Genomic DNA, 22738 nt, shown 5'->3' on the forward strand with positions numbered 1-22738 from the left:
CGGTTCAGGGTCTTGAGGTGCTTGAGGGGCGCTCGGCGCGCGCGGGCAGGAAGCCCCGGTCGAACACCTCGGCCGGTGCGGGCGTGCGCGGCAGCTGGTTGGCGTCCACCACGATGTCGATGGCCTTCTTCAGCCGCGCGTCGTCCACGTCGCCCAGGCCGATGCGGGCCACCTCGGGGTGGCTCATGTCGTTGCGCAGCGTGGCGAGCAGCTTGTCCTTCTCGACCTCGCGCTTGAGCAGTGCCTCGCGCTTCATGACGTGGTCGATGCCCATGTCGGGGTCTGCAATGACCTCCTTCACCGCGCGGTTGAGCGCCTTCACGAAGCCCTGCACCGCCTTGGGGTTGTCACGCACGAAGGCACGCGAGAAGAACACGGCGTTGGAGTACAGGTCCATGCCGTGGTCGCCGTAGCGAATGAAGCGCAGGTCCTTCGCCGGATCCAGGCCCATGGCCTTGGCGCTGAAGCTCACGGTGGTGACGTAGCCGAAGGCCGCGTCGATCTGCCCACGGGTGAGCATCTGCTCTCGCAGGTTGGGCGCCATGTTGGTGATGGTCACCTTGGACGCATCGATCTTCGCGAGCTTGGCGAAGGCCGGAAACAGCTTCAACGCGCCGTCGTTGGCGGGGCCGCCGAGGGTCTTGCCTTCGAGGTCCCTGGGCGAACGGATGGGGCTGTCCTGCTTCACCACCAGCGTGAACGGCGGCGTGTTGTAGAGCATGTAGACCGCCACCGGCGCATCAGCCGGACGCTTGGAGGCCAGGTCGATCAGCGCGTTGAGATCGCCGAAGCCGGCCTGGTAGGCGCCGGCCGCGACCTTGGGGATCGAGGCGGCGGAGCCCTCGCCCTGGTCGATCTCGACGTCCAGGCCCTCGGCCTTGAAATAGCCCTTGTCCTGCGCCACGAAGAACCAGGCCTGCGGGCCTTCGTACTTCCAGTTGAGCACCACCTTGACCGGCACCTGCGCAGCGGCGGACGCGGCCGCCAGGGCCAGGCCGGCAGCCACGCCCAGCGAGGCGAGCAAGCGCCCGAGGCGTGACGTCGGGAACGAATTGAGCGAGAGCGGCATGCGAAAGACTCCTAGCGTTTCTTGGAAAGTGAGGAAAGCGAAACGAGCAGCGACTCGGCGGTCGCAACAAAACCGTGCAGTTGCTGCACCATGAAATGAATGCCGCGCGTGACATAGGCCGGCGACGAGGTGCCGCACGCATCCTTCAGCAGCACGCAGTCGTAGCCGAGAAAGTTCGCGTCCTGCAGCGTCGAGAACACACAGCGGTCGGTGTTGATGCCCGAGAACAGCAGCGTGGCGATGCCCTGCTGGCGCAGGATGCTGTCGAGCTCGTTGTCCCAGAAGCCGCTGAGGCGGTGCTTGTGGACCGTGATGTCGCCGGGCGCGACCGCCAGTTCGTCGATGACCTGCGCACCCCACTCGCCCTGCACCAGCGAGGGGCCATGGTCGATGGGCGAATGCTCCGCATAGCCGACGCCGCTGGCGCTGCGCTTGCCCTTGAACTGCACCGTGGGCGACAGGTTGAGGCGGTCCGCGCGAATGCCCCAGTTGAGCCACACCACGGCACCGCCGGCCGCACGCCACGCCGGCAGCAGCCGGGCGATGGTGGCCACCGGCTTGCGCGCCGCACGGATGCCGATGCCCTTCTGCGCGAACCAGCCCTCGGGGTGGCAGAAGTCGTTCTGCATGTCGACCACGACGAGCGCGCTGCGCGCCAGGTCGAACGCGATCGGCTGCGGCTCGGCGGCCACCTGCAAGGGCCGCGGCCGCTTCGGCGCACGCACCAGGCTCACCCGGCCGTCGGCCAGCGTCCAGGCGTTGTGCGGTGCCGGGCCGAAGCGGACGGGCGCTTGCGCTGCATTGGTGCGAGGGGACATGGATCGGCGTGTCATGCGAGGCGGGCATGCAGCGGACGTGCCAGAAGGCGCTTCGTATCCATACCGATTCGCGTGCTCTGTGTTGCCGTTGCGGCAACGGTGGCGGTGGCGTGTCTGGCGCGCTTCATGCAACGGCTGCGGACATGAACCACCTTCGCTTCCTGCGCTATGCAGACGAGGTCGCCCGCGCCGGCTCGATCCGCCAGGCGGCCGAGCGGCTCCACGTCGCACCCTCTGCCGTCAACCGCCGCATCCAGGACCTGGAGGAAGAACTGGGCACGCCTCTCTTCGAGCGGCTGCCGCGCGGCATGCGGCTCACTGCGGCGGGCGAGTTGTTCGTGCGCTACATCCGGGGCCGCGCGTCGGAGTTGGAGCGGGTGCGCTCCGAGATCGAGGACCTGCAGGGCCTGCGCCGGGGGTCGGTGCGGCTGGTGGCGAGCCAGGCGCTGGCACCGCGCTTCTTGCCCGATGCGGTGCGGGAGTTCGGTGCAACGCATCCGCTGGTGGGCTTCGATGCGCGAATCGGCGACCACGTGCAGGCGGCCGATGCGCTGCGCAGCTTCGAGACCGACCTGGCGCTGGTGTTCAACCTGGCGCCCGAGTCCGACATCGAGCGCGTGTGCGCGGTCGAGCAGAGGCTCATGGCCATCATGCACAAGCGCCACCCGCTGGCGAAGGCGAAGACCCTGCGCCTGAGCGACTGCGCCGACTACCCGGTGGTGCTGCCGAACCGCGACACCGGCGGGCGACAATTGCTGGAGCGCTTTCTCGCGCGCAGCTCCACCCGCATCAGGGCCACGGTGGAGAGCAACAGCTTCGAGTTCTTGCGAGGCTGCCTGTACGACGGCCAGTCGATCTCGTTCCAGATGGCCATCGGCACGCGGACTGAAGACCGTGACGTCGTGGCGCGGGACATCGAGGACCGCGGCTTTCCGCGCGGCGAACTGGTGCTGGCCAGCCTGCGCGGGCGGCAGTTGCCGGTGGTTGCCTATGCCTTCGCGGAGTTCCTGCGCAAGCGGCTTGCCCCGGCCTGACTAGCGCGACAACGCCGGCAGCGCCTTCACCAGCGTCGCCACGAAGGCCTGCATCGCCTCGGTCTCGTGCGCGCCGCGCTTGGTGATGCGATAGAAGTCCATGCCCACCTTGGGCTTGACCAGCACGTCGGTGCGCACGCGGTGGCGCCGGCAGGCCGCGAGCGCGAAGGTCGGCATCACGGCGGTGCCGAAGCCGGCCTCCACCATCGAGATCAGCGTGCCGAAGAAATTGAACACGGGCCGTTGCGCGTCGGCGCGACCCGCGGCGGCCAGGTGCTGGTCGATCACCTTCTGGATCGGGTTGCCCGGCGGCAGGCCGACCAGTTCGGCGCCGCGCAGGGCCGACCAGGGCGCGGTGCCGATGGGCGGCGGTTCACCCGCGCCGGCACAGGGCGACACCCGCATCAGGTGAAAACGCCCGACCGGCGTGCGCTCCAGCCCGGCCGCGGCCTTGAAGAAGAAGCCCAGGCCCATGTCGGCGTCGCCGGCCGCCACCATCGCCTCCACGTCGCGCAGGTCGGCATCGAACAGGCGCAGGCTCACCTGCGGGTGCGCCGCGCGGAAGGTGGTGAACACCTGCGGCAGCAGGTGCGAGGACACCAGCGGCGTGGCCGCGATGCGCAGCGTGCGGCGCGCCGCATCGCCCGCCGCGCCGAGCTCGGCCGCCACGTCGTCCAGGTCGGTCAGCAGCCGCTCGACCACCGGCAGCAGCCGCCGGCCTTCGGGCGTGAGGCTCACCACGCGCGTGGTGCGCTCGAACAGGCGGCAGCCCAGCTGCTTTTCCATCTCGCGCACGAGGATGCTCAGGCCCGCCTGCGTGATGTGCGCCTGCTCGGCCGCGCGCGTGAAGTTGCCGATGCGCGCCACCTGCAGGAAGGCGCGCATCTGGCGGGTGGAGAGGTTCATAAGGATTCATGATAAATCCATAGCACATCTAAATTTCCCAAATGGTTGATGTGCGTTCCTAATGCAGCCGGAGACAACGAACCGGGCGCGCAAAGCGAAAAGCCAATCACCATGAGCAACGAAGTCATCATCCTGGGCGCCGGCATCGGCGGCCTGACCCTGGCGCTGAGCCTGCACCAGGCCGGCATCCCCTGCCGCGTGTACGAGGCCGTGCCCGAGCTGAAGCCGCTGGGCGTGGGCATCAACCTGCTGCCGCATGCGGTGCGCGAACTGACCGAACTCGGCCTGCTGCCGGCCCTCGACAAGGTGGGCGTGCGCACGCAGGAGGCCGTGTTCTTCACCGAGCACGGCCAGCTGATCTTCCGCGAGGCGGCCGGCCAACACGCGGGCTACGACTGGCCGCAGTTCTCCATTCACCGCGGCGACCTGCAGACGCTGCTGCTTGAGGAGACGCTGAAACGCCTGGGCCCCGACAGCGTGGTGTGCAACCGCCGCTGCACCGGCGCGACGCAGGACGCCGAAGGCGTGACTGTGCATTTCGCCGACACCGCCGATGCGCCCGCAGTGCGCGGCGCGGTGGCGGTCGGTTGCGACGGCATCCACTCGGCGCTGCGCAAGCAGCTGTACCCGAACGAAGGCGCGCCGCGCTACTCGGGCATCAACATGTGGCGCGGCACCACGCGCTGGAAGCCGTTTCTCTCGGGCGGCAGCATGGTGCGCGCGGGCTGGCTCGCGGTCGGCAAGATGGTGATCTACCCGATTCGCAACGACATCGACGCCGAAGGCCACCAGCTCGTCAACTGGGTCGCCGAGATCCATGCGCCGCAGCCCGCGCTGCGCGACTGGAGCCGCGCGGGCCGGCTCGAAGACTTCCTGCCGGCCTTTGCCGACTGGCATTTCGACTGGCTCGACGTGCCCGCGCTGATCCGCGCGTCGGACACCATCCTCGAGTACCCGATGGTCGACCAGGACCCGCTGCCGCGCTGGACGCACGGGCGCCTCACGCTGCTGGGCGACGCCGCGCACCCGATGGTGCCGCGCGGCTCCAACGGCGCGGGCCAGGCGATCATCGACGCGCGTTTCCTGGCCGGCGCATTGAAAGACCTGGGCGTGGGCACCGCCGCGCTGGAAGACTACGACCGCGTGCGCGTGAAGGCCACCACCGAGGTGGTGCTGACCAACCGCAGCAACCCGCCCGACGCCATCCTGCGCGAGGTGTTCGAGCGCTCGGGCGGCAAGCGCTTCGACAAGATCGACGACGTGGTGCCCACCGCCGAGCTGCAGGCCATCTCGGACAACTACAAGCGCGTGGCCGGCTACGACCCGGTCGCGTTGAAGGCCCGGCCTTCGTTCCTCTGAGACCGGTTTGAACCTGCGCATCCAACACAAGAACTACGGAGACACGACACCATGCGTTCACTGACAAAGACCTTCGCCGCCCTGTTCGCCGCGCTCGGCATGGCCACCGCCGCCCACGCCTGGCCCGACCAGCCCATCACGCTGGTGGTGCCCTACACGCCCGGCACCGGCATCGACCTGGTGGCACGCCAGCTCTCGGCCCGCTTGCCGGCCCTGCTGGGCCAGCCGGTGGTCGTGGAGAACATTGCCGGCGCCAGCGGCAACATCGGCAGCGAGCGGGTGGCGCGCGCCAAGCCCGACGGCTACACGCTGATGGTGCAGGTCAACACGCTGGTGATGAACCGCAGCCTGTACAAGTCGCTGAGCTACGACCCGGTGGCCGACTTCGCGCCCGTGTCGCTCACTTCGTGGGGCACGCTGCTGCTGGTGACCAACCCGAACGTGCAGAAGGCGGCCTCGGTGCAGCAGATGGTGAGCGCCGCCAAGGCCGCGCCGGGCAAGCTGACCTACGCCACGCCGGGCGTGGGCACGCCGCACCACCTGTCGATGGCCCTGCTGATGCAGGGCACCGGCACCGAGATGCTGCACGTGCCCTACAAGGGCACGGCCGGCGCGGTGACCGACCTGCTGGGCGGGCGCATCGACTACATGTTCCTGCCGGTGCACGTGGCGCTGCAGCACATCCAGGTCGGCAAGCTCAAGGCCATCGCCACCGGCAGCAGCAAGCGCCTGGCGCAACTGCCCGACGTGCCCACGCTGGCCGAGGCCGGCGTGACCTCCGACAACGTGGACATGTGGTACGGCGTGCTCGCGCCCAAGGGCACGCCGCCGGAGGTGGTGGCGCGGCTGAACACGGAGATCGCGAAGGTGCTGAAGCAGCCCGAGGTGGCGAAGTCGTTCGAGTCGCAGGGCATGGTGCCGGCGAGCTCGACGCCGGCGGAGTTCGGCGCGCTGATGAAGAAGGATGCGGACCGCTGGGCGTCCGTGGTCAAGCGCGGGAACATCACGGCGGACTGAGTTGTGTTTTTTCTCCCTCCCCCGCTGGGGGAGGGTCGGGGTGGGAGCAAGCGGCCTTTGAACAGGTCGCTGCTCTTGCGAAGGCCGCGTGCCCCCATCCCAGCCTTCCCCCAGAGGGGGAAGGAGCAACACCGCAATTCAGCGCGGCGTCTTTCCCGCATGCCGCGCCAGGTGCACCTGGTGCAGCGTGATCTTGCGCACCTCCGCCTGGCTGGTCTCGATGTGCGCCCGCAGCAGCATCGCCGCCTGGTCGCCGCGGTTCGCGCGCACGGCCTTCAGGATCTTGGCGTGCTCCTCGTAGGTGGCGTCGATGCGCGGCTGCTTGGTGAAGTCGAGCCGGCGAATGATGCGGATGCGGTCGGTCACGTCGCCGTGCACGCGCGCCATCTCGGCATTGCCGGCCGCCGCCACCAGGGCACAGTGAAAGCCTTCGTCCCACTGCGCCACCTGGGCCATGTCGCTGCTGCGCTGCGCCACGGGCGCCAGCCAGATGTCGGCCAGCGTGTCGAGCAGGTCGTGGTCGATGTGGCGGTCGGTTTCGCACAGCCGGTGCACGGCCGTGGTCTCCAGCACCATGCGCAGGTCGTAGAGCTGTTCGAACTGCTCGAAGTCGAAGGGCAGCACGCGCCAGCCGCTGCGAAACAGCACCTCCACGAAGCCTTCCTGCTGCAGCCGGAACAGCGCCTGGCGCACGGGCGTGCGCGACACGCCAAGCCGGTCGCTGATCTCGTTCTCGGTGAAGCGGTCGCCGGGCACGAGGATGAACTCGGCCACGTCGCGCTTGAGCTGCGCATACACCTCGTCGGCCCGCGTACGGAACGCGGCCGCCTGGACGGGCGGGGCGGCGAGGACTGGAGCTTCGGGGCGGGGTCGGACGGTAGACACGGGGGGAATGTTAGTCGCTGGCGCGGGCGTCACGAGGGGCGGTTCAGTGCGGCCAGCAAAGCGGCGCTCGGCGCGGTCCACCCGACGATGCCGCCCTGCGCACGCACCATGTCGAGCGTCGCGGTCTTGAAGGCGGGGAAGTAGCTTTCGGTGCAGTCTTCGAGCAGCAGGCTGTCGTAGCCGCGGTCGTTGGCTTCGCGCATGCTGGTCTGCACGCACACCTCGGTCGTCACGCCGCCGAACAGCAGGTGCGTGATGCCGCGTTGCTGCAGCAGTTCGTGCAGGCCGGTCGCGTAGAACGCGCCCTTGCCGGGCTTGTCGATGACGAGCTCGCCGTCGACGGGCGCCAGCGCGTCGATGATCTGGTTGCCGGGCTCGCCCGCCACGAGGATGCGGCCCATGGGGCCTTGGTCGCCGATGCGCAGCGTCGGGTTGCCGCGGTTGCGCTTGGCGGGCGGGCAGTCGGAGAGGTCGGCCATGTGCGCCTCTCTGGTGTGCACGACCAGGCCACCGGCTGCTCTCCAGGCCTCCAAGATCTTTCTGGTGGCAGGAACGATCGCTTCCAGCAGCGACACGTCGTTGCCCAGCGTCTCGCCGAAGCCACCGGGTTCGATGAAGTCGCGCTGCATGTCGATGAGGACGAGCGCCGTGTTTGCGACTTCGAATTCGTAGGCGAATGGGTTGGCTTGTTCTATGCGCATGTTCTTTCTCGCTGATTCCGAGTGCGGGGGTGCGGCGATGGGCAGCATCGACGGCGAGCACGCCACCTCGCAGCCCGGTGTGTGGCGCGGGGTGGGCGCGCCCTCTGCGCCGCCGAGGAGCGCAGCGTTTCGCGGATCAGGGCTCGCAGCTGTTTGAGCGCAGCGAGTTCTGCGAGACCCCGCGAAACGCGAGCACCGCAGGGGAGCCGCGAAGCGGCCGGCGCAGTGGGGGCGACCGCACCGTGCCGCACACCGGGCGGCCTCCCAACAGAAAGCAGAGCCTTCATGCCACCGCCTTCAAAGGCTCATGATGCCCGCCACCCATGTGCGCCCCGATCACATGCCGCTCGGCCCCCGCAGCAGGCGTTTCGAACACGATCTGCCCTTCGCTCATCACGACGATGCGGTCCGCGAGCTCCAGCAGCTCGTCGAGGTCTTCGCTGATCAGCAGGACCGCCCCGCCCTTCTCGCGCACCTGCACGATGCGTGAGTGGATCTCGGCGACCGCGGCGAAGTCGAGGCCGAACACGGGGTTCGCGGCGATCAGCACGTTGATGTCGCCGGCCAGCTCGCGCGCCAGCACGGCGCGCTGCACATTGCCACCGGAGAGACTGCGAATCGGCGCACCTTCGCCTTGAGTCTTCACGCCGTATTCCGCAATCCATTCACGCGCGCGGCTGCGCCAGTACGGAAAGCTCAGCACGCCACCGCGAGACAAAGGCGGCTGGTCGAAGTCGCGCAGCGCCATGTTCTCCGCGACGCTCAGGTCGCCGACGCAGGCATTGCGCAACGGCTCCTCCGGCAGGCTGCGCACCTTGAGGTTGCGGTTCTCCGCGCGGTGCGCGCCGTAGGGCTGGCCCATCACCGTGACCTTGCCCGCAAGGCGCGGGCGCTGGCCCACGAGCGCCTCGACGAGTTCGCGCTGCCCGTTGCCCGACACACCGGCCACGCCGAGGATTTCTCCGGCACGCACCGACAGGCTCAGGTCATGCAACGCCAGCGTGCCGCGATCGCCCTGCGCCTTCAGCCCTTCGACCTTCAGTGCGATCGGCGCATGGGCGGGCATGGGCTTGCGGGTGAAGGGCGCCTGTGCCGCCGCCTGCTCGCCCCCCATCATGGCCTGCGCCAGTTGCGCCGGGCTGGTGTCCGCCACGCGGCAGTGATGCACCGCCTTGCCGCGGCGCAGCACCGTCACGCTGTCGGCATACGCCATCACCTCGCGGAACTTGTGCGTGATGATGAGCACCGTGCACATGCCGCTGCGCGCGAACTCGCGCACATGGCCCAGCACCTCGTCGGCCTCCTGCGGCGTGAGCACCGAGGTCGGCTCGTCGAGGATCAGCAGGCGCGGCTTCAGGTACAGCTGCTTCAACAGTTCGAGCTTCTGCTTCTCGCCGGCCGCGAGCTCCGAAGGCCGCACATCGAGGTCGAGGCTGAACGGCGTGGTCGCCAGGAATGCCTTCAGCTCCGCGCGCTTGGTCTTCCAGTCGATCAGCGCCGGCGTCTTGCCTCCGGCGAGCAACAGGTTCTCCGCCACCGTCATGCCCGGCGCCAGCGTGAAGTGCTGGTAGACCATGCCGATGCCCAAAGCGCGCGCCACGATCGGGTTGGCGATGTCCTGCTCGCGCCCGTCGATGAGGATGCTGCCTTCTTCCGCGCGCTGGAAGCCCGCCACGCACTTCACCAGCGTGCTCTTGCCCGCGCCGTTCTCGCCGAGCAGCGCGTGCACCGTGCCGGGCTCGACGCGCATCGTCACGCTGTCCATCGCGGTGAAGGCGCCGAAGCGCTTGGTCAGTTGGTAGGTGTCGAGCGCGAGCGCGCCGCTGCCCGCAGGCAGGCCACCGATGGCGCGGGGTGATGGGGCACTCATGTCAGTTCTCCACCTTTTGGGTATGGTCCTGCTTCTGCCCGCTTTGCTTGCGGCGCTGTTGTTCAGGGCGCGTGCACAGGCCGCCGGGTACTCCCCTCCGCGAATGTCCCCCGCTTCGCTCCTCCTTTATTTCGCTGCGGCGAGCACCCGACGCCCTGTGCACTGGACACGCTGCTGGTGTGCCCCGATCACTACCGCTCTTGACAATGCTCACGCTCTTGGCGTGCGGCCGATCAACCACCGCTTTGAACAAGCTCACGTCGATGGGGTGCCTTGCGCAGCGAAATAAAGGAGGAGGGGCGCAGCCCCGGGGGACATTCGCGGAGCAAGGTACCCCGTCGGCGTGAGCGCGCCCCGAATGCCCCCGACAGCGACGAACAAGACAACCGCTCCTCATAGCACCGCCAAAAGAGCCGACGAGCTGGCATGCGCCCCGAACACGCCGCCCTGCATCGTGATCATCTTCAGCGCAGCCAAGTGGTTGCCGTAGTCCGTCGCAGCCGTGCAGTCCGACAACAGCAGGCACTCGAACCCCCGGTCGTTCGCGTCGCGCATCGTCGTGTGCACGCACACGTCCGTCGTGATGCCCGCGAGGATCAGGTTCTCGATGCCGCGCGTGCGCAGGATCAACTCCAGGTCGGTGGCATAGAACGAGCCCTTGCCCGGCTTGTCGATCACCACCTCGCCCGGCAACGGCGCCAGCTCCGGAATGATGTCCCAGCCCGGCTCGCCGCGCACCAGGATGCGCCCGCACGGCCCGTCGTCGCCGATGCCCACGCCGTTCGCACCGATCTGCCGCGAGCGCCAGCGCTTGTTGGCGGGCAGGTCCGCCAGGTCCGGCCGATGGCCCTCTCGCGTGTGGATGATGTGAAAGCCCAGCGGACGCAACGCCGCCAGCGTGCGCGCGATCGGCTGGATCGGCGCCTGCACCAGCGACAGGTCGTAGCCCATCACGTCGACGTACCCGCCCTTGCCGCAGAAGTCGGTCTGCATGTCGATCACGATCAGCGCGGTGTTGTCGGGCCGCAGCGCGCCGTTGTAGGGCCAGGCATAGGGCTCGGCGGCGACGTGGCGCTCGGTGGTGTTGGCGATGGTGGTGGTCATGGGTGCGTCATTCCCCGTAGTTGCGTTCGGGCGGCGCGAAGCCGCAGCTCGTGCCGTCGGTCACCTTCACGTCGGCGCTCCATGGCAGCTTGTAGGTGCCGGCGGCCATGTCGTGCATGTAGGTGTAGGGACAGTCCTGTGCGCCGCCCTTCACCGCCACGTAGCCGCGGTGGTACAGCTGGTAGATGTTGTTCTCCACGCCCCAGCCGGTGCGCGCCTCGCGCACCAGGTCGGGCCGCAGCTCGGCGGTGATGATCTCGTCGACGCGGCCGCCGCCCTCGACCATCACCGTGCCGTCGAAATTGCAGAACATGCCCTCGCCCATCGAGTCGAAGCTGCCGTCGCTGCCGCACAGGCACACGCTCGCGGTGTAGGCCAGGTTGCAGAAGGCGTTGGCCTGGTTGGTGATCTTCCAGGCGTGGCGGATGGGCGCGGTGTAGCCCGCCGTGCGCAGGATGATGTCCGCGCCCTTGTATGCGGCCTCGCGCGCCATCTCGGGGAACATGCCGTCGTGGCAGATGATGAGCGAGAGCTTGCTGCCGTTGGGCCCGTCGCACACCGGAATGCCGAGGTTGCCCGGCTCCCACGGCTCCACCGGCACCCACGGGTGCAGCTTGCGGTAGTAGAGCTTGATGTCGCCGTGGTCGTCGATGATCAGCCCGCTGTTGTACGGGTTGCCGCCGGGGTTGGCTTCCATGATGGAGAAGCAGCCCCAGATCCTGTGCTCGACGCAGGCCTGCTTGAAGGCCGCGACCTCGGGCCCGTCGAGCGTGCACATGATCTCGGGGCTGGTGTCCATCGACAGGCCGTGCAGCGCGTACTCCGGGAACACCACCAGGTCCATCGTGCCCTGGTTGCGGCGGGCCTTGCCCACCATGTCGCAGATGCGTCGCGTCTGCGCGGCCAGGTCGGCCGGCGTCTTCACGCTGGGCAGTTGCAGCTGCACCAGCCCGACCACCACGCCGTGCGCCGATTTGTTGAGGCCTCCGAAACCGCTCATGGCATTCAGCTCCTTGTCGATGAAAGTTCGCCGGGGCTGCCGACGGCCGCGCTGCCCGGCTTGCAGGTGAACACCAATATCACCAGCGTGAGCACGTAGGGCACGGTGTTGAACAGGTGGTAGCCCCAGCCGATGCCGATGGACTGCAGCGCCGGGCCGATGGCGCCCGCGCCGCCGAACAGCAGCGCCGCGCCCACGCAGCGCAGCGGGCTCCAGCGCGCGAAGATCACCAGCGCCACGGCGATCAGGCCCTGCCCGCTGGAAATGCCTTCGTTCCAGCTGCCCGGGTAGAACAGCGTGAGCGACGCACCGCCGAGGCCGGCGATGAAGCCGCCCGCCGTGGTGGCCGCGATGCGCAGGCCCGACACCGAGTAGCCGAGCGCGCGCGTGGCCTGCGCCGAGTCGCCCGCCATGCGCACCAGCAGGCCGGCGCGCGTGCGCGCGAAGCCCCACCACAGCAGCACCGCGAGCGCCACGCCGATGGGCACCAGCGCATTGAGCTGCAGGGCGGAGCGCACCACCGTGTTGTCGCTCCAGAAGCCCAGCGGAATGGCGGGGATCTGCGGCGCCTGTGGCTGGATGAGCGGCTTGCCGAGATAGAAGGCCAGGCCGGTGCCCAGCAGCATCAACGCGATGCCGGTGGCCACGTCGTTCACGCGGTCGAGCGAGCACAGCAGGCCGTGCAGCAGCGCCAGCAGCGCACCGGCCACCGCGCCGATCAGCACGCCCAGCCACGCCGAATCGGTGAGGTAGGCGCCGCCGAACGCCGCCATGGCCGACAGCACCAGCACGCCTTCGAGCCCGAGATTGATGCGGCCCGACTTCTCGGTGAGGCACTCGCCCAGGCTCACGAAGAGGAAGGGAGCCCCCACGCGCAACGCGCCGCCGACGATGCCGGCCACGAGCGCGATCCATTGGTCGGCGGTCATTGGCATACCTCCGTGCTTCGCACTGCGGTGCGACCTTGCTTGGGGCGGCCCGGCGCGGCGGTCATGCATTGCTCCTTTCGTAGGTCTTGGCCTCGGGCAGCATGCGGTCGCCGAACTTCTTCCAGTTCACGGTGCGCAGCCCCTCGCTCGCCAGGATCAGCACGAAGGCGATGCCCTGCAGCACCAGCACCGACGCATCGGGCAGGCCGAGCCGCCGCTGCAGCAGGCTGCCCGCCGCGCCGAAGCCGCCGAACAAGATGGCCACCGGCACGATGGCCACCGGGTTGTGCCGCGCGATGAACGACACCAGGATGCCCGCGTAGCCGTAGCCCGCGATCAGCGAGGCGTTGGCATTGGTGTGCACCGCCGCCACCTCGACCGCGCCCGCGAGCCCCGCGCATGCGCCGCCCAGCCCGCAGGCCGAGAGAATGAGCCGCGTGGCCGGCAGCCCCACCAGCTGCGCGGTGCGCGGATTGCCGCCCACCACGCGCACCGAGAAGCCCGACACCGTGGCGCGCAACCACCAGCCGAGCCCCAGGCACGCCACCACGCCGATCGCCAGGCCCCAATGGATGTCGGAGCCGCCGATGCCGCCGATGAGCAGCCCGTCGTTCAGCGCATAGGTCGAGGGCTTGTTCAGGCTCGCCGGGTCGCGCAGCGGACCTTCGACCAGGTGCTTGAAGATGCCGATGGCGATGTAGGCCAGCAACAGGCTGCTGATGGTTTCGTTGATGCCGCGAAACTGCCGCAGCCAGCCCGCCAGCATGATCCACAGCCCGCCGGCGATGGCGCCCGCGATGCAGACGACGACCGTGCCGACGACGTTGCCGGGCAGCGGCACCGCATGCGCAAGCGCCGCGCAGGCCAGCCCGCCCAGCACCAGCGCACCCTCGCCGCCGATGATGATCAGCCCGGCGCGCGCGGGCAATGCCACGCACAGTGCGGTGAGCATCAGCGGCGCGGCGCGCTGCAGCGTGTTCTGCCAGGAGAACCAGTCGCCGAACGCGCCCTTGAACAGCGTGGTCCACACCTCCACCGGGTCGACCCCGGCGAAGGCCACCACCAGGCCGAACAACAGCAGCGCCGCCGCGATGGCGAACACCGGCAAAGAGAATTCCTTGAGTGCGTGGCGCATGACGGCGGTGCGCTGGGGTCAGACCGAGCCGAGTACGCCTTCGACCAGGTAGTTCATCTTTTCCAGCTCCAGGTCGGTCTGCTTCAGCACCTTGCCCGCCGGCACCACCACCGCGCCCTTGTTGTCCTTGATGCCGTCCTTGAAGATGTCGAAGCTGCCCGCGATCATCTTCGCCTTGATGTCGTCGGCCTGCTTCTTCGCGGCGTCCGGCACCATGGGGCCGTAGGCGGACATCTTCACGTAGCCCTCCTTCAGGCCGCCGCGCAGGAAGTTGGGGTGGGGCTTGCCGGCCTGCGCGGCGTCGATGATGGTCTTGTACGCGGTGAGCCAGTTCCACTCGGCCCCCGTCAGGTAGGCGTTGGGCGCCAGCTTGGCCTGGCTCGCGTGGTAGCCGCAGACCATCTTGCCGCGCTTGGCCGCGGTCTCCACCACCACCTTGGGGCCGTCCACGTGCATGGTGAACACGTCGCAGCCCTGGTCGGCCAGGCTGTTGGTGGCCTCGGCCTCCTTCACCGCCATCGACCAGTCGCCCGTGAAGATCACGCTGCAGGTGATGTTCGGCTTGACCGAGCGCGCACCGAGCGTGAAGGCGTTGATGTTGCGCAGCACCTGCGGAATGGGCTTGGCGGCGACGAAGGCGATCTTGTTGCTCTTGGTCATGTGCGCGGCAATCACGCCGTTCAGGAACTGGCACTCGTCGATGTAGCCGAAGAAGCTGCCCACGTTCTTCGGGTGCTTGCCTTCGGTCCACAGGCCGCCGCAGTGCGAGAAGCGCACGTCGGGGTTCTTCGGCGCCACCGCGAGGATGTGCGGATCGAAGTAGCCGAACGAGGTGGGGAACAGCAGCTTGGCGCCGTCCTGCGAGATCATGCCGGCCATGGTCTTCTGCACGGCGGCGGTCTCGGGCACGTTCTCTTCCTCGACCACCTTGATGCCGGGCATCTTCTTGACCTCGGCGGCGGCCTGCGCGTGGGCCTGGTTGTAGCCGTAGTCGTCGCGCGCGCCGACGTAGATCACGCCGACCGTGAGCGGCTTGGCCTGCGCGCTGGCGAGGGCGCTCCAGCCCCCGAGGGAGCCGGCGGCGCCCAGCGCGGCCAGGGTCTTGATGGAATCGCGGCGATTGAGGGGGCTGGTCATGACGTACTCCGTTGCTGGATACAAAGTTGAAGGACTGGAAGAAAAAACTGTTGTGCGGCGAGCTGCCTCAGCCGAGCAGGCTGACGTGCGCCGAGACCACGCGCCAGCCCTCGGGCGTGCGCATCCAGGTCTGGCTCTGGCGGCCGGTGCGCTCGGCGCCTTCGCGGCGGAACTCGCAGTTGGCGGTGGCGAAGTCGCGCCCGTAGGTGGTGATGACGGTGATCAGCAGTTCGCGCGCCAGCCCCTGCGAGGGGCGCGATGCACGAAAGGCCCGGATCTCGTCGTAGCCGTAGAGGTTCTCGGTGGCGCCGTAGCGCAGCGTGGTCGGGCTGTTCCAGAACAGCTCGTCGAGCACCTCGACCTTGTTGTGGACCAGCGCGTCTTCGTAGCGGGCAAAGGCGGCCTGCACTTCGGCCAGCACGTCGGGCAGGTTGATGTCGGTGGCGTTCATGCGGGGGTTTTCTCCGAATTCAGTGCTGCGACGGGCGCATGCGCCACGCCCGCGGCTTCGAGTGCGGCGGCCACGCGCAGCACGAGGTCTTCGCGCCAGGGCGCGGCGATCACCTGGACGCCGATAGGCAAGTCCGGCAGGTTCGGCTGGCTGGCGCAGGTGCCCCACACCGGCACCGCGCACACCGGCAGGCCGATGCACGAGAAGGGCTGGGTCAGCAGGCCCATGTTGGGCCGCACCGGCAGCTTGTGGCCGTTCACCTCGAAGGTCTCCGCGCCCACGGGCGTGGCCGCGGTGGGCGTGGCCGGGGCCAGCAGGATGTCGTAGCGCCCGAACAGGCGCGCCACGGCTTCGGCATAGAGCCGGCGCACGCGCTGCGCACGCGACACCCAGGCGGCGGGCAGCAACGCGCCGGCCAGGAAGCGGTCGCGCGAGAGCGGCTCGAAGTCGTGCGCGCGGCGGCGCAGGTCTTGCAGGTGCAGCGCGGCGCCTTCCGCGTTGGTGATGAGGAAGGCCGCGGCGCGCCCCGCCTCGACCATCGGCAGCTCGACGCTGGCCTGCGCAACGCCCGCGCCCAGCGCATCGGCCACGAGATCGACGGCAGCCAGCGCCTCGGCGCCGGCGCGCTGGTGAAAGTAGCCGCCGAGCACGCCGATGCGCAGGCCGCGCGTGCCGTGCGCCAGCACGCCCGACACGGGCTCGACCGCGCGCTGCGCGCAGCCGGGGTCGTGCGCATGACCGGCTTCTTCCGGCCCCTGCATCGCGTCGTAGACCAGCGCCAGGTCGCGCGCCGAACGGGCGAAGGGGCCGAGATGGTCCAGGCTGGACACGAACGGAAAGCTCCCGGTGCGCGGCAGCCGCCCGAAGGTGGGCTTCAGGCCGAACACGCCGCACAGCGAAGCGGGCACGCGGATCGACCCGTTGGTGTCGGAGCCCAGCGTGAGCGGCACCTGCCCCGCGGCCACCGCGGCGCCCGAGCCGCCCGACGAACCGCCCGCGATACGGGTGAGGTCGTGCGGGTTGCGCGTGGGACCTTCGTGGCTGTTCTCGGTGGTGAAGCCGTAGGCGTACTCGTCCATGTTGAGCGCGCCCACCAGCACCGCACCGGCGCGCTCCAGGCGGCGCACCAGCGCGGCGTCGGCGCGCGCGGGCGCGGTCTGGCGTTCGATCTTCGAGCCCGCGAGCGTGGGCAGGCCGGCAATGTCGAACAGGTTCTTCACCGCGAAGGGCACGCCGAGCAGCGGCAGCTCGCGGGTGCGCGCACCGTGCGCCGAGGCCAGCGAGGCATCGACCTGCGCGGCGCGGCGCAGCGCGCGTTCGCTCAGCACGGAAGTGAAGGCGTTGACCTTGCCGTCGGTGGCATCCACGCGGTCGAGGCTGGCCTGCACCAGCGCGGTGGCGCTCGCAGTACCGGTGCGAACGGCTTCGGCCATGTCGGACGCATCGCGCGCCAACAGCTCCGTGGCGGTCATACAGCTTTCTCCTCGGCCTCGACCGGCGAGAAATGCACCGCCGGTTCGGCCGACATCGTGAGCGGCACGGCCTCGACCACCGCGGCGAACTCGGCCGCGAGCGCGAAGTAGCGCAGCACGCCGGGCCGGTGTTCGGGCGACAGGCGCAGGTCGAGCACCGCGGCGGCGGCGTCGACGTAGCTTTCGATCTGTGCGGGTGTCATGGCAACGCTCCTTCTATCGGCGCACTTCGCGCTGGAAGATGTCGAGGCTGAGCTTCTTCATGGCCACGAAGCTCTCGGTGCTCAGCGTCTCCACGGTGCGCGGACGCGCATCGCCGTAACGCAAGATCTCGGCCACCTTGGTGGGCCGCTTGGTCAGCAGCAGCACCTCGTCGGCGAGGTACACCGCTTCTTCGAGGTCGTGCGACACCAGCAGCATGGTGGTGCCGGTCCGCATGAACACCTCCTGCAGCTTCTCGCGGATGAAGAGCGTCATCTCGAAGTCCAGCGCGGAGAAGGGCTCGTCGAGAAACAGCACCTCGGGGTTGGGCGCCAGCGCGCGCATGATCGACGCCGTCTGCTGCTGGCCGCCCGAGAGCTCGTAGGGAAAGCGCTTCAGGTCGAACTTGACGTCGAAGGACGCCACCAGCTCTTCCATGCGCCGGTCGACCTCGGCCTTGCTGCGGCCTTCGAGCTTCAGCGGATAGGCGATGTTGTCGATGGTGCGCATCCACGGGAACATCGCCTCGCGGTAGTTCTGGAACACGTAGCCGATCTTGGTGTCCTTGCGCTGCTTGCCGTCGAACAGGATCTCGCCCGCGTCGATGGGCACCAGCCCCGCGATCATGTTGATGAGCGTGGACTTGCCGCAGCCGTTGGGCCCGAACACCGAGACGATGGCCCGCTTGGGAATGTCGAGGTCGAAGTTCTCGTACAGCGGCCAGCCGGCGAAGTACTTGGTGAGCCCGCGGATGGTGATGTGCGTGCCGGCGGGACCGGGCTTGAACGCGGGCTTGGGCACGTCGGCGTACACCGGGCCGTTCAGGACGATGTCGGAGGTCACTTTCATCTTCCGCTCCAGTGCACGATGCGGCGCTCGGCAATGAGGAAGAGGATGTTGAGCGCGTAGCCCAGCGCACCGGCCGAAAGAATCGCCGCGTACATGCTCTTCACGTTGAGCACCTGCTGCGCGTCGATGATCCGGTGGCCCAGCCCCGTGTCGGAGCCGATGAACATCTCGGCCACGATGACGATCACCAGCGCCATCGACACGGCCGAGCGCAGGCCGACGAAGGTGGGCTGCAGGCTTTCCCAGATCAGCACGTCCTTGAAGACCTGCCAGCGCGACGCACCCATGACCTTGGCGGCCATCACGCGCTGCTTGCGCGCATTCATCACGCCGTAGGCGCTGTTGAACACCACGATGAGCAGCGCGCCGAAGGCCGCGATGGCCACCTTGTTGACGTCGCTCACGCCGAAGATCAGCAGGAACAGCGGAATCAGCGCGGACGAGGGCGTGGAGCGGAAGAAGTCGATCAGGAACTCCACGCTGCGATAGGCCTTCTCGTTGCTGCCAAGCAGCACGCCCAGCGGCACGCCGATGGCCGCCGCGATGACGAAGGCCTGCAGCGTGCGCCACACCGTCATCGCGAAGTCGGTGAGCAGCGGTCCGCCCGCCAGCCCGGTGACGAGCGCGGCGATGGTGTCGGCCGGCGTGGGCAGCAGGATGGGCTTGATGAAGCCCAGGCGCACCACCAGGTCCCATGCGATGAACAGCACCACGGGGCCGATGAAAGGCAGCAGGCGCTCGCGCAGCGGCGTCTTCGGTGCGGCGGCGTTGAGGCTGGCCGGCGGGGTCCACGGCGCGGCCGTGGTCGAGCTTGCGTCGGCCATGGTCATGCCTTGTAGAGAAGGCCGTCCACCAGCACCTTCTTCTCGAAGATGCCTTTCTCGGTGAACAGGTCGTAGAACTTCTGGAAGTACGCGACGTCGCTGGGCTTGAACTCGTTGTAGAGCATGTACGACGCGAGCGGCACTTCGGCCGTGAGCTTGCCTTCGATGGCGGTGTAGCCCTTCATGAACTGGCGCGCCTCGTCGGGCTTTGTGCGCACCAGCTCCACGCCGCGCGCGTAGGCGGCGATGTACTTCTTCGCCACCTCGGGGTTCTTCTTGATGAACTCGGTGGTCAGGCTGGCCGCGCCGCCATGCCACGGCGCCATCGGGTCGCCCAGGATGTACTTGGCCACCACGCCGGCTTCGATGACGCGCGTGGTGCCGTTCATGCGGCCCACGGTGCCGGTGGGTTCCAGCGTGTAGCAGGCGTCGACCTGGCCTGCCACCAGCGCGGCCACGTGCTGGCCGATGGGCAGTTCGGTGACGGTCGCGCCCTTGGCGCCGGCGCGCTCCAGCATGGTCTTGCACAGCGTGACGTTCTGGATGCCGGGCCCCGAAGCCACCCGCTTGCCGGCCAGCTCGGCCATGGTCTTGACGGGGCTGTCTTTCGCGACGATGAACTCGTCGAGCACGAACTTGGCGTTGCTCGGGTTGGTGCAGAAGATCTTGAACAGGCCGGGCTGCGCGATCTCGCCGATGGCGAGGTTGGCCGAGCCGGTGCCGTTGGCGCTGCCGTCGCAGCGGCCTGCGAGCATGCCTTCCATGACCTGCTGCGCGCCGGCGAACTTGAGCGGCTCGACGTCGAGGCCGGCTTCCTTGAAGTAGCCCTTGTCGACCGCCGCGAAGAACGGCAGGCCCGCGGCCACGGGCCAGAAGCCGATGCGCAGCTTGGGCGCGGCCTGCGCGCGCACGAGGGCGGGCGCGGCCAGCACGGCCAGGCCTGCGGCGCCGGCCTGCAGCAGCTGGCGGCGGTGGCGCGAAGCGGAGGGTTTGTTGGGGGTGCTCATCGGGACTCCTGGATCAAAGTCAAAGGGAAGAAGGTGCGGTGCCGGTGCCGGTGCGGTTGGCGACGTAGGCACGCCAGCCGCCGTGGGAGCTCACGTCCTGCGCAGCGGCCAGCGCGTGGCCTTCGCAGATGAAGCCCTTGACCCAGCTGCCGTCGGCCAGCTCGACGCTGCCGAGGCCCAGGGGCGGCGGAATCAGCGCCAGGAAGCTGCCGACCTGCGCGAGCGGTACCGACCACACCTCCAGCGCGATGGCCGCACCCGCCTCGCCTTCGGCCACGCGCTGCAGGCCGGGCTTGGGCGGCACCGTGCCCGGCAGCGCGTACAGGCGGTAGGCCGGCGACGTGGTGGTGGCGCGCAGCAGCGTGGCACCGCGCTCGGTGAGCTGGCCGTTGAGCGGCATGCCCGACAGGTGGGCACCGACCACGGCGATGGACAGCATGTCGGCATCGGCCGCGGCGAGGCCCGGAATGGCGCGCGGCGCGGGCAGCGGTTTGCCGGTGGCGCCCTGCGCGAGTCCGGTGGCGTGGTGGTAGCGCTGGCCCAGGTCGGCCAATGCCAGGTCGCTGCCGCAGGGCCCGATCAGCGTGATGCCGAACGGCAGTCCGTCGTCGCGCAGGCTGCTGGGCACCGAGAGCGCGGCGTAGTCGAGCAGGTTGACGAAGTTGGTGTACGCGCCCAGGTTGCGGTTGAGCGCCACGGGGTCGGCGCGCATCTGTTCGCGGGTGTAGTGGGTGGGCGCGGTGGGCACCACCAGCAGGTCGATGCCGCGCCACATCGGCTCGACCTTCTGCGCGATGGCGCGCAGGCGCGTCTGCGCGTCGAACACGTCGGCGGCGTTGTAGCCGCGGCCGGCGGCGAGGATGCCGCGCACGGGCTCGATGACCTCGTCGCCGTGCGCGTCGAAGAATTCGCGCACCGCGGCGTAGCGCTCGGCGACCAGCGCGCTTTCGTACAGCAGCGCGGCAGCCTCGGCGAGCGGCGCGTAGGCAATGGTGACGGGCGAGCCGCCCATGGCCAGCAGCCGCGCGGTGGCGTCGTTGAAGGCCTGCTCGGCGGCGGTGTCGCCAAAGAAGTTCAGCGTGTCGGGCACGCCGAAGGAGAAGCGCGCGGGCAGCGGCTTGCGGCCCAGGCGCAGGTTGCGCGAGTACGGGTCGCGCGCGTCGTGGCCGGCGGCGGCCAGCAGCACGTCGACGGCGGTGGCGACGGTGGTCGCGAAGATGGAGACGCAGTCCGCGCTCTGCGCGGCCGGCACCACGCCGAAGGTGCTCAGCAGGCCGCGCGAAGGCTTCAGGCCGACGATGTTGTTGAGCCCGGCCGGCACGCGGCCCGAGCCTGCGGTGTCGGTGCCGAGCGCGAAGTCGACCTCGCCGGCGGCCACCAGATAGGCCGAGCCCGAGCTGGAGCCGCCCGACACGTAGCGCGCGTCGAAGGCGTTGGGCACCTCGCCATAAGGCGAGCGCGTGCCGTTCAGCCCGCAGGCGAACTGGTCGAGGTTGGTCTTGCCGTCCAGCGATGCACCGGCTTCGAGCAGGCGCTGCACCACGGCCGCGTGCACGGTGGGGAGGCGGTCGAAGGCCGGGCAGGCGGCAGTGGTGGGCACGCCGGCCACATCGATGTTGTCCTTGACCGCGAAGCGCAGGCCGGCGAGCGGCAGGGCGAACCCGAGGGCGTCGCCGGCCCGTGCGTCCACGACGGGGGAGGCGAATTTCGCGATCCAGGCGGCGGCGGGAGATCCGTTTTCTTCGTGCACCATCATCAGGCATCCAAACATGTGTACAAGTTGAGATGCAAGCGGCGTGCCAGCGGGAACGTGCTGAGACGTGGATCAGATCAGGCGGGGATTTGCTCCTTCCCCTTCCGGGGGAAGGCTGGGATGGGGGCAGGCCTTCGATGAGGCGCCGCTCCTTTTCAGAGGCCGTCGTGCCCCCACCCCAACCCTCCCCCGGGAGGGGAGGGAGCAAGGCGGGAATGCAGGCAGGGATTTACTCCTTCCCCTTCCGGGGGAAGGCTGGGATGGGGGCAGGCCTTCGATCAGGCGCCGCTCTTTTTCGGAGGCCGTCGTGGCCCCACCCCTGCCCTCCCCCAGCGGGCGAGGGAGAAAGACAGAGGGTCAGCTCTTCTTCGCGTCCCGGTAGAGCTTTTCCACCTTCGGCAGGTTCGCCTCCAGCTTCGCGATGCGGTCCGGCCCGCTCGGGTGCGTCGACAGGAAGCTCAGCCCGCCCTGGTTCTTCGACGCCGTGGCCATCTTCTGCCACAGCGACACCGACGCCTTCGGGTCATAGCCCGCGCGGGCCGCGAGCTCCAGGCCCACCAGGTCGGCCTCGGTTTCGTCGCTGCGGCTGAACTTGAGCGTGATGAGCTGCGTGCCCGCGCGCGCCGCCATGTCGCCCACCTGCCCCAGCCCGAGCAGCTGCGCACCGATGGAGAGCGCCGCCCCGGTGCCCGCGCTCTTGGCCATGCGGGCGCGCGCATGCTCGCGCAGCGCGTGGGCCATCTCGTGGCCCATGACCATGGCGACCTCGTCGTCGGTGAGCTTGAGCTGGTCGAGGATGCCGGTGAAGAAGGCGATCTTGCCGCCGGGCATGCAGAAGGCGTTGATCTGCTTGCTGCCGATCAGGTTGACCTCCCACTTCCATTCGCGGGCGCGCGAGTTCCACGGCATGGCGAAGGGAATCAGGCGGTTGGCGATGGTGCGCAGGCGCTGCAGCTGCGGGTTGCCGTCGGCCGCGAGTGCGCCCTTGGCGCGCGCCTGCTCGAGCAGCTGGCCGTACTGCTGCACGCCGGCCGCCTCGATCTTGTCGGCGGGCACGAGGTTGCGCGCCATCGAGGCGTTGCCGACGTTGACCTGCGCCAGGGCAGGGCCGCTCAGGGCCGCGCCGGCGGCAGCCAGCAGGAAGGCCCGCCGGGGGTTCCAGGGCGACGCCATGGCGGGCGCGGCAAATTCGGAGCGGTCGCATCGTGTGCACATAG

Annotated in this window: 22 protein-coding genes; 3 read left to right on the forward strand and 19 right to left on the reverse strand. The window is 69.0% G+C overall.

The features are described from left to right. Positions 1–4 precede the first annotated feature (4 nt). A complete protein-coding gene (locus ACSFBM_RS27485; RefSeq protein WP_435487234.1) occupies positions 5–1069 on the reverse strand; it encodes an ABC transporter substrate-binding protein in 1065 nt (354 codons plus the stop codon). 11 nt (positions 1070–1080) lie between these two features. Further along, positions 1081–1887 carry a cysteine hydrolase family protein gene (locus ACSFBM_RS27490; RefSeq protein ID WP_435487235.1) on the reverse strand — a complete coding sequence of 269 codons (807 nt, stop codon included), beginning with the start codon at positions 1885–1887 and terminating at the stop codon, positions 1081–1083. Positions 1888–2030: 143 nt separating this feature from the next. Here ACSFBM_RS27490 and ACSFBM_RS27495 point away from each other — a divergent pair, with 143 nt between their 5' ends. Beyond that, the gene (locus ACSFBM_RS27495) at positions 2031–2921 is read left to right on the forward strand and encodes a LysR family transcriptional regulator (protein ID WP_435487236.1); all 891 of its coding nucleotides are present in this window, start codon (positions 2031–2033) and stop codon (positions 2919–2921) included. Here the strand turns inward: ACSFBM_RS27495 and ACSFBM_RS27500 are convergent, their stop codons facing one another. After that, complete coding sequence (locus tag ACSFBM_RS27500) at positions 2922–3827, reverse strand: LysR family transcriptional regulator (RefSeq protein WP_435487237.1); 906 nt, start codon at positions 3825–3827, stop codon at positions 2922–2924. It lies immediately after the preceding gene. A gap of 111 nt (positions 3828–3938) precedes the next feature. On the opposite strand from ACSFBM_RS27500, the gene ACSFBM_RS27505 reads away from it, so the two are divergent. Continuing rightward, on the forward strand, positions 3939–5186 hold the full coding sequence (locus tag ACSFBM_RS27505; protein ID WP_435487238.1) for a flavin-dependent oxidoreductase: 1248 nt from the start codon (positions 3939–3941) through the stop codon (positions 5184–5186). 51 nt (positions 5187–5237) lie between these two features. Next, positions 5238–6203, forward strand: coding sequence for a Bug family tripartite tricarboxylate transporter substrate binding protein (locus tag ACSFBM_RS27510; RefSeq protein WP_435487239.1), 966 nt, complete (start codon positions 5238–5240; stop codon positions 6201–6203). A gap of 138 nt (positions 6204–6341) precedes the next feature. Here the strand turns inward: ACSFBM_RS27510 and ACSFBM_RS27515 are convergent, their stop codons facing one another. From ACSFBM_RS27515 to ACSFBM_RS27590, 16 genes are all read right to left on the reverse strand, one after another. Beyond that, positions 6342–7088, reverse strand: coding sequence for a GntR family transcriptional regulator (locus ACSFBM_RS27515; RefSeq protein WP_435487240.1), 747 nt, complete (start codon positions 7086–7088; stop codon positions 6342–6344). A 29-nt stretch (positions 7089–7117) separates the two neighbouring features. Next, complete coding sequence (locus tag ACSFBM_RS27520) at positions 7118–7789, reverse strand: cysteine hydrolase family protein (protein WP_435487241.1); 672 nt, start codon at positions 7787–7789, stop codon at positions 7118–7120. A 283-nt stretch (positions 7790–8072) separates the two neighbouring features. Then, positions 8073–9659, reverse strand: coding sequence for an ABC transporter ATP-binding protein (locus ACSFBM_RS27525; protein ID WP_435487242.1), 1587 nt, complete (start codon positions 9657–9659; stop codon positions 8073–8075). A gap of 393 nt (positions 9660–10052) precedes the next feature. Further along, positions 10053–10763 carry a biuret amidohydrolase gene (gene biuH, locus ACSFBM_RS27530; protein ID WP_435487243.1) on the reverse strand — a complete coding sequence of 237 codons (711 nt, stop codon included), beginning with the start codon at positions 10761–10763 and terminating at the stop codon, positions 10053–10055. Positions 10764–10770: 7 nt separating this feature from the next. Then, complete coding sequence (locus tag ACSFBM_RS27535) at positions 10771–11763, reverse strand: formamidase (protein ID WP_435487244.1); 993 nt, start codon at positions 11761–11763, stop codon at positions 10771–10773. 5 nt (positions 11764–11768) lie between these two features. Further along, a complete protein-coding gene (locus ACSFBM_RS27540; RefSeq protein ID WP_093127795.1) occupies positions 11769–12692 on the reverse strand; it encodes an ABC transporter permease in 924 nt (307 codons plus the stop codon). A 61-nt stretch (positions 12693–12753) separates the two neighbouring features. Further along, positions 12754–13827 carry an ABC transporter permease gene (locus ACSFBM_RS27545; RefSeq protein WP_435487245.1) on the reverse strand — a complete coding sequence of 358 codons (1074 nt, stop codon included), beginning with the start codon at positions 13825–13827 and terminating at the stop codon, positions 12754–12756. Positions 13828–13845: 18 nt separating this feature from the next. Beyond that, positions 13846–14964, reverse strand: a complete 1119-nt coding sequence (locus tag ACSFBM_RS27550) for a BMP family ABC transporter substrate-binding protein (protein WP_435487246.1) — start codon at positions 14962–14964, stop codon at positions 13846–13848. Between the two features lie 67 nt (positions 14965–15031). Further along, positions 15032–15415, reverse strand: a complete 384-nt coding sequence (gene hpxZ / locus ACSFBM_RS27555) for an oxalurate catabolism protein HpxZ (RefSeq protein WP_435438803.1) — start codon at positions 15413–15415, stop codon at positions 15032–15034. Next, a complete protein-coding gene (locus tag ACSFBM_RS27560; RefSeq protein WP_435487247.1) occupies positions 15412–16887 on the reverse strand; it encodes an AtzE family amidohydrolase in 1476 nt (491 codons plus the stop codon). The genes hpxZ and ACSFBM_RS27560 overlap by 4 nt, the downstream gene beginning before the upstream one ends. Further along, positions 16884–17090, reverse strand: coding sequence for an AtzG-like protein (locus tag ACSFBM_RS27565; RefSeq protein WP_435487248.1), 207 nt, complete (start codon positions 17088–17090; stop codon positions 16884–16886). The genes ACSFBM_RS27560 and ACSFBM_RS27565 overlap by 4 nt, the downstream gene beginning before the upstream one ends. Positions 17091–17103: 13 nt before the next feature. Beyond that, the gene (locus ACSFBM_RS27570) at positions 17104–17937 is read right to left on the reverse strand and encodes an ABC transporter ATP-binding protein (protein WP_435487249.1); all 834 of its coding nucleotides are present in this window, start codon (positions 17935–17937) and stop codon (positions 17104–17106) included. Beyond that, positions 17934–18761, reverse strand: a complete 828-nt coding sequence (locus tag ACSFBM_RS27575) for an ABC transporter permease (RefSeq protein WP_435487250.1) — start codon at positions 18759–18761, stop codon at positions 17934–17936. The genes ACSFBM_RS27570 and ACSFBM_RS27575 overlap by 4 nt, the downstream gene beginning before the upstream one ends. A 2-nt stretch (positions 18762–18763) precedes the next feature. Continuing rightward, positions 18764–19768, reverse strand: a complete 1005-nt coding sequence (locus ACSFBM_RS27580) for an ABC transporter substrate-binding protein (RefSeq protein WP_435438798.1) — start codon at positions 19766–19768, stop codon at positions 18764–18766. Positions 19769–19787: 19 nt separating this feature from the next. Beyond that, positions 19788–21524, reverse strand: a complete 1737-nt coding sequence (atzF, locus tag ACSFBM_RS27585) for an allophanate hydrolase (RefSeq protein ID WP_435487251.1) — start codon at positions 21522–21524, stop codon at positions 19788–19790. A gap of 354 nt (positions 21525–21878) precedes the next feature. Continuing rightward, positions 21879–22736: a M48 family metallopeptidase gene (locus ACSFBM_RS27590; protein ID WP_435487252.1), complete on the reverse strand. Its 858-nt coding sequence runs from the start codon at positions 22734–22736 to the stop codon at positions 21879–21881. Positions 22737–22738 lie beyond the last annotated feature (2 nt).

It is taken from the genome of Variovorax pasteuri, assembly GCF_051216435.1.
Taxonomy (GTDB): Bacteria; Pseudomonadota; Gammaproteobacteria; order Burkholderiales; family Burkholderiaceae_C; genus Variovorax.